This window comes from Paranoxybacillus vitaminiphilus (assembly GCF_003259935.1).
GTDB classification, from domain to species: Bacteria; Bacillota; Bacilli; order Bacillales; family Anoxybacillaceae; genus Paranoxybacillus; species Paranoxybacillus vitaminiphilus.
On the sequence record NZ_QLMH01000008.1, the window covers coordinates 1 to 14,737 of the forward strand.

The 14,737-nt window shown below is 38.3% G+C and carries 11 protein-coding genes; 10 read left to right on the top strand and 1 reads right to left on the bottom strand.

Annotation, left to right across the window (positions count from 1 at the left end; all coding sequences use genetic code 11):
* The coding region (locus B0I26_RS10320; protein ID WP_245934764.1) for a winged helix-turn-helix domain-containing protein at window positions 1–146 on the bottom strand (146 nt) is incomplete at its 3' end.
* 411 nt (window positions 147–557) lie between these two features.
* Here B0I26_RS10320 and B0I26_RS10325 point away from each other — a divergent pair.
* From B0I26_RS10325 to B0I26_RS10370, 10 genes are all read left to right on the top strand, one after another.
* Window positions 558–1,850, top strand: a complete 1,293-nt coding sequence (locus tag B0I26_RS10325; RefSeq protein ID WP_111645366.1) for a restriction endonuclease subunit S domain-containing protein — start codon at window positions 558–560, stop codon at window positions 1,848–1,850.
* A complete protein-coding gene (locus B0I26_RS10330) occupies window positions 1,850–2,893 on the top strand; it encodes a ParA family protein (RefSeq protein WP_111645367.1) in 1,044 nt (347 codons plus the stop codon). Before B0I26_RS10325 ends, B0I26_RS10330 begins: the two co-directional genes overlap by 1 nt.
* A gap of 25 nt (window positions 2,894–2,918) precedes the next feature.
* On the top strand, window positions 2,919–3,275 hold the full coding sequence (locus B0I26_RS10335) for a hypothetical protein (protein ID WP_111645368.1): 357 nt from the start codon (window positions 2,919–2,921) through the stop codon (window positions 3,273–3,275).
* An 18-nt stretch (window positions 3,276–3,293) separates the two neighbouring features.
* Complete coding sequence (locus B0I26_RS10340) at window positions 3,294–5,171, top strand: HsdM family class I SAM-dependent methyltransferase (protein ID WP_220084976.1); 1,878 nt, start codon at window positions 3,294–3,296, stop codon at window positions 5,169–5,171.
* Between the two features lie 4 nt (window positions 5,172–5,175).
* Window positions 5,176–6,432: an AAA family ATPase gene (locus B0I26_RS10345; protein ID WP_111645369.1), complete on the top strand. Its 1,257-nt coding sequence runs from the start codon at window positions 5,176–5,178 to the stop codon at window positions 6,430–6,432.
* Window positions 6,429–6,941, top strand: a complete 513-nt coding sequence (locus tag B0I26_RS10350; RefSeq protein ID WP_111645370.1) for a hypothetical protein — start codon at window positions 6,429–6,431, stop codon at window positions 6,939–6,941. The genes B0I26_RS10345 and B0I26_RS10350 overlap by 4 nt, the downstream gene beginning before the upstream one ends.
* 96 nt (window positions 6,942–7,037) lie before the next feature.
* Window positions 7,038–8,474, top strand: a complete 1,437-nt coding sequence (locus B0I26_RS10355) for a restriction endonuclease subunit S (RefSeq protein ID WP_111645371.1) — start codon at window positions 7,038–7,040, stop codon at window positions 8,472–8,474.
* A 33-nt stretch (window positions 8,475–8,507) separates the two neighbouring features.
* Entirely contained in the window at window positions 8,508–9,593 is a 1,086-nt protein-coding gene (locus B0I26_RS10360; RefSeq protein WP_111645372.1) for a hypothetical protein, read from the top strand.
* Window positions 9,590–10,669: a hypothetical protein gene (locus B0I26_RS10365; protein WP_111645373.1), complete on the top strand. Its 1,080-nt coding sequence runs from the start codon at window positions 9,590–9,592 to the stop codon at window positions 10,667–10,669. Before B0I26_RS10360 ends, B0I26_RS10365 begins: the two co-directional genes overlap by 4 nt.
* Window positions 10,670–10,682: 13 nt before the next feature.
* Window positions 10,683–14,735: a hypothetical protein gene (locus B0I26_RS10370; RefSeq protein WP_111645374.1), complete on the top strand. Its 4,053-nt coding sequence runs from the start codon at window positions 10,683–10,685 to the stop codon at window positions 14,733–14,735.
* Window positions 14,736–14,737: the final 2 nt, after the last annotated feature.

Sequence of the window (14,737 nt, forward strand, 5' to 3'; positions counted from 1 at the left end):
AATCCCCATCGATGGAGCATATCGCAAATACCGCCACGGGACATGGTGACAGAAAATTTCTCTTCTAACACATGTTGAATGATTCGTGTATTCCAGCCTGTTTCGATGCCATATCCTTCATCGGCAGGCGTGCTTTCTTCCAGCATCTTTCGCAATTCACGTTCTTCGTCTGGAGACAGATATGGCTTTCTACCGGGAGCATAATGGCGTTCAAACCTAAAAATGTTCGTAACTTTAAAAAAGAAAAGTCTATGGGAAGAAAACAAAAAAATTAAAAAAATCGGTCCATTCCTGTTTGGCCATCTGCATCTGACGAACTTTATCACTATCCATATACAGCATCTTCAATAACAAACTGATTTTTATATATCTACAAGAAAGAGAAACAAAGGAATCCAAGGAATCCTTCGTTGCTTATTGGCGGCGAAGGATTTTTATTTTATAAAAAAGAGAATAACATGAACAATTAAAAGTAATTATCAAAAAATCATTTGACATTTAATGGTTTTGTTAGTAAGTTATAAATAAGAACAAAACAATTGAAAAAAGAGAATAAAATGAACAATAAAGGAAGTGGTTATATCCATAAATTTATTAATATAGAAGATTTGCGGACTGAACGTTTAGATCCGTATTTTTATCAAATTGAATTGGAATTGAAAAAGCACTTAGAAAATAAACAAACTGTTCCTTTACGGATGTTATGTACAGAAATTACGGACGGAACGAGAAACGCAACAGAGTTTGTTGGTTATAAAACGAATGTCCCTTATATCCGCTTATCAAATATTGATGATAATAAGCTAGTGCAAAAAGGGATGAAATATTTATTTGATTTAGATGGAATTGAGGAGAAAGCCATTGTTAGAAAAGGGGATATTTTAATTTCAAAAATCGTCTCGCTTCCTAAAATGGCTCTTGTTGATGAGACATATGACGGAGCGGTTATCAGTCCTGATATTATAAAAATTCGTCCTGTTGATCAACAAGCTCAAGCGATATTAATGAAGTTCTTTTCTTCAAATATCGGGATACTTTCGTTGAAAAAAATGGCCGTTCCATCTGTATTGCCGAAAATTTCGCTGAAACATTTAGAAGATTTAGCGGTCGTAATAGATGAAGAACCTGAAGAAGACAGTCGTAATGAACAAGCCATTTTAAAACAAAAACTGCATAGCCTATATGAATTCGAGTTCAATGAGATAGACACGTCGCTGCCGACAGAGTTTTGGCTTAAAAACCAACTGACAACAGAGCGATTGGATGTCGATTATTATCGTTATCATACTTCTAAAACGTTTGAGCAATTGAGAAATAAAATCAAAAATGGACAATGGGCGCAGCTGAAAGACGTTTGTGAAATCGTAACGCATACGGTGAGTCCGAAAGATTTTAACAATAAAGAAATCCGTTACATTGGCTTCAAAAATATCGATACAACTTCGCATCGAATTATTTCCGCAGAGACCGTACCATTTGAAAAAGTGAAAAGCCGCGCCCGCTATGTATTAAAAGAAAACGATGTTCTGCTAGGAGTTGTTGGGCCGTATATCGGAGAAGAAAATCATCCCTTAGCTTTTGTCACGAAAGAGTACGAAGGAGCGCTGGCGTCAAGTACGTTTGTTGTAATACGTTCAATAAAGATATCATCATACTATTTGTTATGGTGTTTAAATCATCCTCTCGTTCTCTTCCAAATGAAAATGGAAAGACGTGGGCAGTTGCAATTGATGATTGGTTTAGAAAACTTGAAAAATCTATATATACCTATACTAGGACAGTCGAAAATTCGCCTAATAGAAGCTTTATTAGAACAGTTATTAAAAGGTCGAATAAAGGGGGATTTATAATGACAAAAGTAATTTCATTATTCAATCATAAGGGCGGTGTGAGTAAAACAACGACAACGTTTAACCTTGGCTGGGCTTTAGCGGATTTAGGATATAGAGTAATTATGGTTGATGGGGATCCACAATGCAATTTGACAGGGATGGCATTAGATTTTTCCGGGATGGATGATTTTGAGGTGTTTTATGAGAATAATCCAGGTGGTAATATTAAAGATGCTCTAAAACCTGCTTTTGCGTCTCAACCTATACTGCTTCAACCGGTCAGGTGTTTAGAAGTAACGGATAGACCTAACTTATTTGTGCTACCTGGACACGTAGGTTTTTCAGAGTATGATGTACCACTAGGGATTGCTCAAGAAATGACTGGGAGTTTGCAAGTAACACAAAATTTACCTGGATCTATTAATTATTTACTTCAAGAAACAGCGAAATTTTATAATGCTGACTTTGTTTTAATTGATATGAGTCCAAGTATCAATTCAATTAACCAAAATTTATTTATGTTAAGTGACTACTTCATAATCCCTTGTAGTCCAGACTACTTTTGTTTGATGGCCATCGACTCTCTTTGCAATGTTTTTCCGAATTGGGTAGATTGGGGTAAAAGAATGAAGGAGAATAGAGTTTATGCTGAAGCGTATTATCCTGTGCCGTCTACTCCACCGAAATTTTTAGGGACAATTTCACAGAGATATCGCCCTCGAGATAAAAGTCCGGCGAAGTCTTTCCAAAAATGGATTGATAAAATTAACGAGAGGGTACAAATGAAGCTAGTTCCAACTTTAAGGAAACTAGATATGCTAATCGATATCTATGATGTCCAAGAAGATGGAGTTACACCTGACTATAATTTGTCGTATATATCCGATTTTAATAGCTTGATAGCGCAATCACAAAAACATAAAGTAGCTGTATTTGCATTAACAGATGAACAAATTGAACAATCAGGAAAAATATTAGAAACGCAAAAGGGAAATCGTGAAGATTTTAAACAAGTGTTTTTAGAGTTAGCGCAAAAAATTATTGATAGAACATCAAAATGAACTACTAAAGGGTGTGTATGTAGTCATGATTTTATATGAATACTTAAAAAACCCAAAAACGATTGATCAGCTTGTGACGATTGCATATGAAAATAAGTTATATTGGAATCGGGAACAAATCGAATTGTTCGTCCGGTTAGATCCAACGATTATGCAAAATGAAGCAGGGCTTTGGACAGTGAAGAAAGATGAACGTCAGCAAATCATTTTAGCAGCGATTGAGCAGGCGTTGCAAGGCCGCCCGCTAACAAAAATTGATCCTGATGTTTTCGCACAGCTCCCTGCTGATATGATTGTGCCGCAACGTGAAATTATTGATGTTGCCATTAGCAGCGGCAAATACGAATCACCGCGGGAAAATTTACTTCGTGTCAAACGATAAACAGGAGGAAACAGCAACATGGAAACAACAATTCAACACGTACAAGAACAATTAAAAATGAAAGGATACGATCAATTTTCCGAAGTCACTGTTAACGAAGAAGACGGAACAAAAATTTTCACTGCAACAGGGGATGAAAAAATCGTCTATGTAAAAGTTTTTGAAAAAGATGCAGATTTATCATATGCTGTGCAACAATCGGCACTCAGCGAAGCGCAATATCATGAATCCGTTCCTGACTTTATTTGGGCCACAAACGGAGAGATCAACTATTACGCTGATTGCATAGAATCTGTACCGATTGCAGAAATCCCATCTATTGTTGACGTTACAAAAAAAGAAAAGAAAAAATTAACAAAACAAGAAGAATGGTCACAAAAAATCTATTCGAAACTGCAAAAAAAATTCGATGGTTTACATGAGCGACTCTATGGTCCTGCCGGTGCCGATAATATCAGCTCGACGAACGAAGCGATCGATGAACTGAGTAAATTATTATTTATGGAAATTTTCCGTCTTTATCACCCTGACTACGTATTAAAAGAAGGAGAAAATGCTGGTTTAAAAATATATGACATTTTAAAGCATGATTACATAAAGCAGCATGGAAAAAAAGCGGTAAAGCAAATCAAAGACGCATTTAAAGAAATAAAAAATCACGACGACTATGTAGCGATCAACGACAAAGGTGAAAAGTGCTACATCTTTCACGAAGAGGAGTTTATTAAGTTGGAAAATCCAGCAAACTATGTTGCTGCATTTGAAACATTCCAAGAGCTTGGCGAGTTTGAAGATGAGCATGGAGTCGTGAAAAAGGCAACATTAACAGACGTTACCGCCGATATTTTAGGACGTCTATACGATGTATTGCTGCGAGGAAAATATGATAGTAAAGTCGGCCAAGCAACGTATTTAACGCCGCGGCAAGTAACGGAAGCGATGGTCGAAATGGTCATGCACGATTTAACCGCGAATCCAAAAGAAGCGGCTAAATTGCTAGAAACGGATGAAAACGGAAATCCAACCTTCCGTGTACTTGACCCGACTTGCGGTTCCGGGGGATTTTTAATAAAAGCTTATGAGGCGATCAAACGATACTTTACGAGAGAATTTGCCGGGATGCAAACGGAAAAAATAAAAGAACATTTAGACAAAATGAAAGAGCATAGCTTTGTCGGTGCCGATAAAACACGGAGCATGATTGTCAAAGCGCGTTTAAATATGGCGATGCACGGTTTGCCAAAAGCACCGATTTTCTGGGTAAGCGACTCGTTAATGACCGATTCATTGCAGCCGGAATCATTTGATGTGATCATCACCAACCCGCCATTTGGCTCCGGCTCGGTATCGAATAAAACGGAAGAAGGGAAAGCGATTCTTAAACGTTACACATCCGGAATTGACGAAGACGGAAAACCGACGGGAAAAGGTTTATGTCTTGGAGCAAAGCCAAATAATAAAGGGATTTGGAAGCAAGTCAATTCCACCGACCAAGCGGTATTATTCATTGATCGAAATTTAGAGTTGTTAAAACCGGGCGGTTATTTAATTATCGTTCTTCCAGACGGCATTTTAAGCAACTCCAGCTATAAACATGTGCGAGAATATTTAATGGGCAAGAAAAATGAAGTGACAGGCGAGTTTGAAGGCGGCCGCGCGATTGTGAAAGCTGTTGTTTCATTGCCGACCGTGACATTCCAATTATCCGGCACAGGTGCGAAAACATCATTCCTTTATATTAAAAAGAAAGAACACGAAAACGAAAAACAAGGACCAGTGTTCATGGCAGTTGCAGAAGAAATTGGGTTTGATGTGAAAAATAAAGTCGAAGTACAGCTTGGAAATGACCGGAATGATTTGTTAAAAATTGTTGAAGCGTATAAAAAAGGGATGTGAATCGATGTTAAAAGAAATTCGTTATAAAAATTGGAAAAGTTTTTCCGATGCGACATTATATATCGATCCGTTAACGATTTTAATCGGCACGAATGCAAGCGGAAAATCGAATGCGTTAGACGGTATTGCTTTTTTAAATCGAGTTGTACAAGGAAGGGATTTACAAACTATTTTATCAGGAGATCCTGCTCTTCTTTTAGAAGCAAACATTCAAGCGATTCGAGGCGGTGTGGAATGGGCCGCTAAACGTCCTTTCACAACTTTTACATTAGAAGCTGTTATTGAATATAATGAGGAAATTGACTATCTCTATGGAATTGAAGTGAGTACAAAATCAGATGTAGAAATTGTTTCTGAGTCATTAATCAAAATAAACCGCAAAACAAATAAAACAACCAATATATTTACGGCTACAGCGGAGGAAGGTAGTCCAAGTATTGAAGCTGCTGTTTATAATGGGAAAGGTCGTCCGAAACATAAACAATTAAAACGTTCTGTTTCGGTCATTAGCCAATTAAAAAATCAAGAAACTCGCCAGGAAGTTGATGAAGCGATTCAGTTTGTAACTCATACGTTAGAACATATTTTTATTCTTGACCCTGCTCCTGCATTGATGCGTGACTATAAGCCGTTTTCTAATCGGCTTGCAAGCAATGCTTCCAATGTGGCCGGAGTGCTGGCCGCATTGCCGGAAGAAGAAAAAAGTTATATTGAGTCGTTGCTTTCAAAATATGTTTCCCGCCTTCCTGAAGGAGATGTACAGCGGGTATGGGCGGAGCCGGTCGGCCGTTTTCAAAAGGATGCGATGCTGTATTGTGAAGAACAATGGCCAGGAAGCAATGAAAAATTGATTGTCGATGCGCGCGGTATGTCAGATGGCACACTTCGTTTTATCGGGATTTTAACTGCCTTGTTAACTCGTCCTAAAGGCAGTCTCATTGTGATCGAAGAGATTGATAACGGTCTTCATCCGTCTCGCGCTGAAATTTTGCTTGACATGTTAAACGAAATCGGCAGTGAGCGGCAAATTGATATTTTAATGACTACCCATAATCCGGCGTTGCTTGATGAGCTAGGACCGGAAATGATTCCATTTATTATCGTCGCCCATCGCTCAGCAGAAAATGGAGCAAGTGAACTGACGTTATTAGAAGATATTCAAGCACTGCCAAAACTGCTCGCCAGCGGTTCGATCGGCAAGCTGGTGACAGAAGGAGAAATTGAAGAAACGCTTACACAACAAGGAAGTGCAGAGCGATGAAGCGAAAAATTCTTGTTATTGATACATCGATTTTATGTTGTTGGCTGCAAGTCCCTGGCAAAGAAACGTGCGGAGCGCAAGGAAACAAGTGGGACTATAAACGTGTAAACGATTTGCTGACGGAAGAAGAACGTCAAGGGGCAACGTTCGTTCTTCCGCTGGCAACGATCATTGAAACAGGCAACCATATCGCCCAAGCCGCAAAAGAGCGTTATGAATGCGCGCAAAAGCTTGTTCGCATTATTCAAAAAGCATTAGATAAAGAGTCTCCTTGGGCGCAATTTTCTGAGCAGGCCGAATTGTGGACAGCCGGTGAATTGCATAAACTCATCAAGGAATGGCCGGATCAGGCGAACCAACGTTTATCGATTGGCGACGCTACCATCAAATCAGTTGCGGAATACTACGCCAAAGTCAACGGCTGGGAAGTTGAAATTCTGACTGGTGATGAAGGGTTAAAAGCATATGAACCGACTAAACCAGCAAGAACGCCGAGGAGAAGGAGATAGTGTTTTCAAGTTTGTATTAACAGGAATTATTTATTGGAGATTTTTTAGGTTTCAAAGAAATTCAAATACATTCAGGTATGGAAGGTTTGAGCAAAATTGGAGAAAAAAAGATATTATATATTGAATAATTGTGATAAAACAGTACTAGTTTTTCCAGAAATTATTAATTCGGATAGATTAGATGCTAATTATTATAAAGCTCAATATTTGGAACTTCACAACAGGTTAATTGAGTTAAATGCCAATGAACTAGGAAAGATAGCCAAAAATATTAAGGATGGTCCTGGTGGATGGGATGTGTCAACAGAAGATTATGTTGACTTTGGGATTCCAGTAATAAGGAGCACAAATTTAAAGGATGGATTTGTTAACTTAAACGAAGATGTAGTGTATATATCTGAAGAAAAACATTATAGTTTAGCCAAGTCTGCCGTGAGGAAAAATGATGTATTATTAAGTGTTAGAGGTACAATTGGCAAGTCAGCTGTTTATAATTATGAAAGTGAAGCAAACCTTAACGCCGCAGTTGTAAAAATAACATTAAAAGACGATACGGTTGATCCTTATTATTTATCGTGTTTCTTTAATTCAAGATATGGCCGAATGCAAACTGAGAGAATAGCAAATGGAGCAGTACAAAATAATATGAATTTATCGGAAGTAAAGTCTAACTTAATACCTTTACCGAATATTGTAATTCAAAGATATATCGGCAACAAACTCCGAAAAGCGGAAGAGTTACAGGAAGAAGCGAGGAGGTTGAAGGAAGAGGTTAAAGATATATTAGAATCTAACCTTTGTATGAAAAAAATAAAAAATATTTTAATTAATAATGATGAAAAATTTACTTGGGTTAAAAGGGGAAATATAGAAAATCGTCTGGACGCTGATTATTATAAAAAGACATTTATATTAATAGAGGAAATTTATCTAAAAAACGGGATTAAATTGATGCGTTTAGAGGAAATTTTAGATGATTTGTATACCGGTACTACACCTAATGCTGAATTTATTTCTAATGAGTATCAAGAAATTAAATTTCTCAGGGTTGATGATTTATCAAATAGTTTAGTTAAAAATGAAATTTCTCTATTTATAAAAGAAGAGATAAGACATAGTTTAAGAATTATCACTCCTGGAAGCGTATTAGTATCAATTGCGGGAACAATTGGTCGATCAGCAGTAATTAATCTCGAAAATTGTACAACTAATCAAAATGTAGCTGTACTTCAATTGAAGGAAAGTATAGCTAAGCCTTATTATTTATCGGCATATTTTAATAGTCCAGTCGGTCGTCTATTTTTGGAACGAGTAAGTACCCAAGCTACTGTTAAATATATTAATAATGATTTATTAAAGTCAGTAAAGATTCCTGTAATAGATATAGAAACGCAATCTAAAATACAAGAATTATTAATAATGGCTTCTGAGAAAGAGATATTATCTAAGCTTTTAATATCAGAAGCCAAACAAGACGTCGAAGACCTGATCGAAGGCAAGTTCAATGAGTCGAAAGTTTCTGAAGGGGTGTAGAGGCACTCCTTCTTTTCTAGAGGGGTGAATGGGATGGACTTGAAAAGGTTACATAGCCATTTAGAGAAGCTGTATCATTATGGTGAAACGGCTTATGTTGCTGAGCTTGAGCCGTTTGTTGCGCGAGGTCTTTTATATGTGCGTGGAAAGAAGGCAGTGATTACGAACAATTGGATTGCGTTTGTGAAGCGGTTTTCGAATCAAACTGATTTTCTTCATACATTGTTTTGCTTTGATGAGGAGTATCAACAATACTTGTTGAAAACTTCCTTGTTAACGGTATTAAAAATGCGTGAGGCTGAGGATTTGGAAGGAATTGTTGATTTTATTCATAAAATGCCAAGATTTGCAGGGAAAATCGTAAAAATATTAGATGAGTTAAAACATGGTGAGCGATACGAAATGGAAGCTTTAGAGCAGTATGTAAAGGAAGTCGACTCTCTTTTCCGTGAGCGCAATCATTTTATTTTTAACGGGACGCCGTATTATCAGCGCATCATTTATTATTTAGATCATGTCCAACAATATGAACAAGAAGTTGTTGAACAGGATGAACCTCTTGGGACGAAAATTGATGAACAATGGATAAAAGGGCGGAAGATCGCTGCTAACTTGCAGTTACCGGTATTAAAGGATCAGCCTCTTGCGGTATTAGCCCCGCATGAGCCAAACATCGTTTTAAAAAATCCGTTATTTAAACATATTTTTACCCACCCTTGGAATTTATTGATTTTCCTTTGCTGTGTTGTCCGCGAACAGACGGAGGCGCAAGGGATGACAACGATTCGCTTTCATGCGGTGAACAATGAGGTTGACGTGATTTTAATGTCGGCAAAAAATCAAGAATACCGCTACGGCACGATTAATGATTTTATTTTAGAGTTTTGCAAAATGAACAACTATCAGCTGTTTCCAAACGAAATCACGCATTTAGAAACGATATTCCACTATTTACACGATCGTGGTTTTTTAACGATTGTCGATGAAGAATACCGTATCCCGAGCCATATTGAAGATGAGCTGTACAATACGAGTTTATATATTCCGCTCATGGCAGGCAGCAAACAGCTCCGTCAAAGGATTGAACAGTGGATTGATGAATTGAGGGACAGAGGATGAAGCAAATCAAACTATCGATTGAACGATTTTGGATTGAGCCAGGGAATTTTGAGCGATGGTGTGAGTTGTTATCGCGCATTCCCGAAAAAACCGAGGCGCGCTCCATCAAGGAAATCGCAAAATTATATTTAGGCAAAGATGTCGAAGAAAAAGATAAAAAGCTGGACCGTTCGAAGGAATTATTTGGCCTGCACGGTTATGAGTACGCCAAACATTCGCGGAATTTTGAAATTAAAGGAGTCCATTTCCTAACACGAACAGACGATGGATATTTGATCCGCACGGAGGAAGCAAATGAATTTGTCGCGGCGTACCAACAGCAACACGGTTGGGAAGTGTTGCTTGCGAAGCAACTGCTTCGCTACTCACCAAGAACGCGAGTCATTATGCATGTATTGTTAAATGACGGTTATTTTGAAACAAACGGTCAGTCGCTCGAACAACTAAGTAAATGGGCGCTGCGCTTTGACGGTGCTATATATCATCCGTTTTCGCGAAATCCCGACTTGAATGATATGAACCTGCTTCTTCATGAATTTAAGAATGAAGCATTAGGGAAAGATTGGCGTCACATTCTTGCCGGAGAAGAAGTTGAATTGGCTGAAGATTGGGAATTTGCCGGCTCAAGCGGCAAAGAGCCGGCAAAAACGAATCTTTCTTCGTTTATGCGCGCACCGATGCAATTATTTGCTTATTTAGACTGGTTTGTCGAAGCTGATGTCGGAATCGTCATTTTAAATAAAGAAAAGGTGTTGGAGCATATCGATTCACATTCTTTATTTTCATTTACGAACGTTCAGAGTATATCAGAAATCGAATGGTTAAAGAAAAAAGTGGACGAAGAGCAGGACGGTCGCGGTTTTGTTGCGATTGAACCGTTACTTCGTAAGCTGATGGAGCGTTTTTATCCAACATGGGAACAAGGGCTTGCGCGCTTTGTCGATTATTATATGACAAAAGGCATTCGTGAAGGTTTGTTTTATATTGCTGATTATGAATCAGGCCAGCCAAGACATGGAAGGGGTTATTTAGGTAAACGAGAATATCAATTATTAAAACTTGAATTCCAGCGATAAAGGGGTTGAAAAGATGAGCAAATCTGTCTGGTTAAAAGATGGGGTTTCTACATTTCCGATTCACCAACCAATGGTCGGTCAGTGTGAATTTTATGAGGCGTTTAAAGAATATTTACAAGATTTAAAGTCAGCACCGATGGCCCGGGTGTTTACATTGATTGCTAAATGGGGAATCGGTAAATCGCGTATTGCTTATGAATTAGTGAGCGAAGCGCTTGGAATTGATAAAGGATGGACGATTCGCGATCAATCCGGCAGGCTACAAAAAGTCCGCTTATTACAATCCGATTTTGCTGACGGTATTTTGCCTATGTATATCCGCTATGAACAAATGCATGAGGACCTTCTTTATGGAGAAAACTGGGTCGGTTATGGCGCGTATGTAGCGCTGGCCAAATTAGCGGAACAACAACCTGCCCGCACGATTCAAGGTTCGATTGTGAAACATATTCAAGACCATTTTCTCCCGTTTGGTTTTTCACCAGCAAAATTGGCAGAGGCGATTGAGTTAGGGCAACATGAAGCAAATGATTTACTACAACATATTGATCAGCTTGATCAACTTGTTCAAAATGGTTTAGCTTACCTAAAACAGTTTGGCATTGAACATTTAATGATCATTGTCGATGAAGTGGAATCGGAATACGAGCTGTTTATGGATGGAATTCAAGAACAAAGCGAAGAGCGGAAAAAGAAACTTGACGGTGAAGCCATTAAAGTGATCACATCCGCGATTAAGCATGAAGACAGCCGCACCCGTCATCCAAATGTTTCTTTCTTGCTGCTTTGTTCACCGGCCATTGGCGATCAAATTAAAGCGCTCGAGGCGCTTGCCCGCCGTTTAGATAAATTGGAAATCACACAAAACTCTTATGCCGATATTAGCGATTATATCGCATCGCTGCAACAAAGCGGAACATTGCGTGAATATCCTGCAGGTCTTGTCGAAGCAGCTTACACGATTGCCGCCGGAAACTTCGGTTGGCTCAATGTGATCATGGCTCATTGTGACCAATACCTAGAACAGCATCCTGACAAAGAAACAGGTGAAATTTTACAAGACTTAGCTTATTCTATTCCGCGTTTTAGAGAAAGTTTAATCGATCATTCCCAGCTCGATTACATTGATACAAAGCCGATGCATATTCCGTTTGTGAAAAAAGCGTTATTGCGGCAGCTGCCATATCCGAAAGATTATTATAGTGCAGAAGAACAACAAATTTTATTATCAGCGAAACATATTGAAGGTATACCATTATTTAAAGAGTTTGTCGCTTTGCCGCTTGCGAAAAATGATTTAGGTTTTTATCTTGTGCAAAACAAATATAAAGCTGAATCTGATCATTTATTCGTGAATGAAACGACAGGTGAATCATTTAGTTTAGATGTCCTCTTGCGCAGTCTTGAAACGTTCTCAATTAATGTACCTAAAGGCTCTTTTATTGTCGGAAAAGAACGGGAAACGTTTTTAGCTCAAGTGCGCATGCTTTATCCGAAAGACGAAGTCGTTGAAGCGGCGGAGCTTTTATATACGTATCTTGAGCAACGAATGAAAACAGAGCAATTCGAAACATATATTGGTCCAAACTTTGCGTTCCTTGAGCGGTTGAATCGCCGCTATGCCGTCAAAAACGGGATTGCGAACTATTTATTAAACGAAGAAAAAGATCAAAAGCTTCAACAACATTTAAACGAGTTGGCGAAACAATATGATAAAGACGGTGAAATCGATCGCCTTCTTCTCGGTTTTACAAGAGCGATTGAGCAGGATTATCCAAACGTGCAAGCAATTCAAGTAAAAGGTAATAAATGCGGGCTCCGTATAAAAGTAACGAATCATCTATATTTAGGAGTTCATCCGAAAAAAATCGTCGATATTATTTGGGTTAGCAAACTACCTTCCTTGCACGATCTTGTTAACAGCAAATTGCTAGATAGCGGCAGTCACCCGATTATCATTTTAGCACCGACTGCTGATGCGGAAACAGAAATCGATGATATAAAACGAAAGTATGAGCGGCTCGGCCGTTGCCTGCTCTTTTTCCAAGTAACAAACTTGCAGAAGAAGGTATTAGAAGCGTTATCGGTTGAACGTGAGATGATGGATATCCGCAAGTCAGCCCATCAATTAGCGCAGCCATTCCGCGCAAAAATTCGTGCCATTACAGATGAAATTGCAAGAATCGCACGAACTTGGTTTGAACAGGTCGATAAAGAAGGATATGTGTTACGTCCGATTGTTTTTACAAAATCAGAAGAAGACTATCTTCCGGTATTAGCGGAAGGATATGCGAAATTGATTATTCACGATGCGACAATCGCTGAACTTGGCGCAAAACAAGGTGTAAAATTTATGGACAGCGAAGATTTCAATCGCTTTCAACATGCTTTAAAGGCGACGAAAGTTCCGGCTAAGTTAGATAAGGATGGTTATCGCGGTGCAGGATTGTTTATTCAGAATCATGAAAACGGGCAATATGAAGTGCAAATTCCGGCTGCATTCGCTTCTTTGATGTCATTTATCGGGAATCGCCGAGTAACAACCCAAGAAATTGAAGAAGCATTTTTCTTTAGTTCTGTTGATGTAATTAAGCCGGCAAAAATCATTGAACAATGGGTAACGTTTATGCAAGCGCTAAAAGTCGTGAGAACCATCAACAATACTCATGTGGAAAATGTTACTTCATATACGTTGGAAGCAAAAAGAGATAAAATTAAACAGTGGTATGAAAAAGAATACGATCAACTCGTTGATCAGTTCAAGGAAACGTTTAAAGGACCTAGACTCGATTTACTGAAGGGATATAAAAGACACGGAAGCTTAAGAAAAATTAACGAAGCTTTGCGTAATATCGATTTAAAGCTATTGCAAGTTCATACAAATAACCACCTCGCTATTTGGAAAGAGCAATTAAGTTATTTGCAACAATTTCATGATGAATGTAATTTCATCTTTGATGAAGAAAAATGGAATACACTTCAACCAAACGAGCGCAACTTTGAGAATCTCACATTAGATGGAAAAGACATGCCGATTTGGAAAAAGATAAAAATTGTACAACAATTTCATGATTATGTGTCAACGATTCAAAAGGACATTCTTGCAAAAATTCAAGAAAAAGTAGAAGAGATAAAAAATACGAACGAATATAAGGGGTACTATATCCCTATTTCACCATTTACGTACGTGCTCGAATTATATAAAAACGAAATTGAAAATGCGATGAATCATGTAAAATCTTCGCAACTACGAACGATGGTATCAAATGAAGAAACACTGGCACATCATCTATCTCTAGGAAATTATAAAGAAGCAATTGATCGGTTAAATATCATTATTTCACAAATCGGCTTAAAAAAAGTGGACCATACAAAGGTGGATTGGAAAGAACGGAGCGGTATCATTGGCCGTTATTACGATTTGAAAGATAAATTTGTGCAAATGGTAGACCTTTTTGTAGAATCGAAACCGAAAGTTGAGAAATGGATTGCTTATTATGAAATTAGTGAGATCGATGTGAAGCGTGAGGTAGGGATTGTTGAGCTTTCTATACTTTTTGACAAGTTAACTGTATTTTTAGAATCCGGTTTTGAAGAAGCGGTTGATGATCTTTTTACCGCAAAAAAAGAAAAGGCGATGGCACTTATTGATGAAACAGAAAAGCTGTTGCAGGAACGAAAAAACGATCTGACGGATCTAATCGCCCAAGTGACAAAAGTGGAAAATACGACGAAGAAAAAGCGGAACCAATATTTCGATGACCTCTTAATTGATGCGGTGAACCGCCTGTTCCGTCTGCAGCATCAACCGCTATATCAAGCGGACTTAAGTGCACCGATTCAAGAAGCAACCTATGAAGAAACGATAAGAAACGTACAAGCGGAAATGAAACAATTAGAAACATATGCCCATCAGTTTTTTGCGGACCATGCCAAATTTGTGCAATTTGAGTTTTATAAAGAAGTGGTTGACCGCAAAGGAGAGTTAGACTGGGCCCATTACCAAAAAGAAAAGGAAGAACTTGAGCAAATCGGATTGATTCGTACAAAAGTGGAGGTTCTCTAATA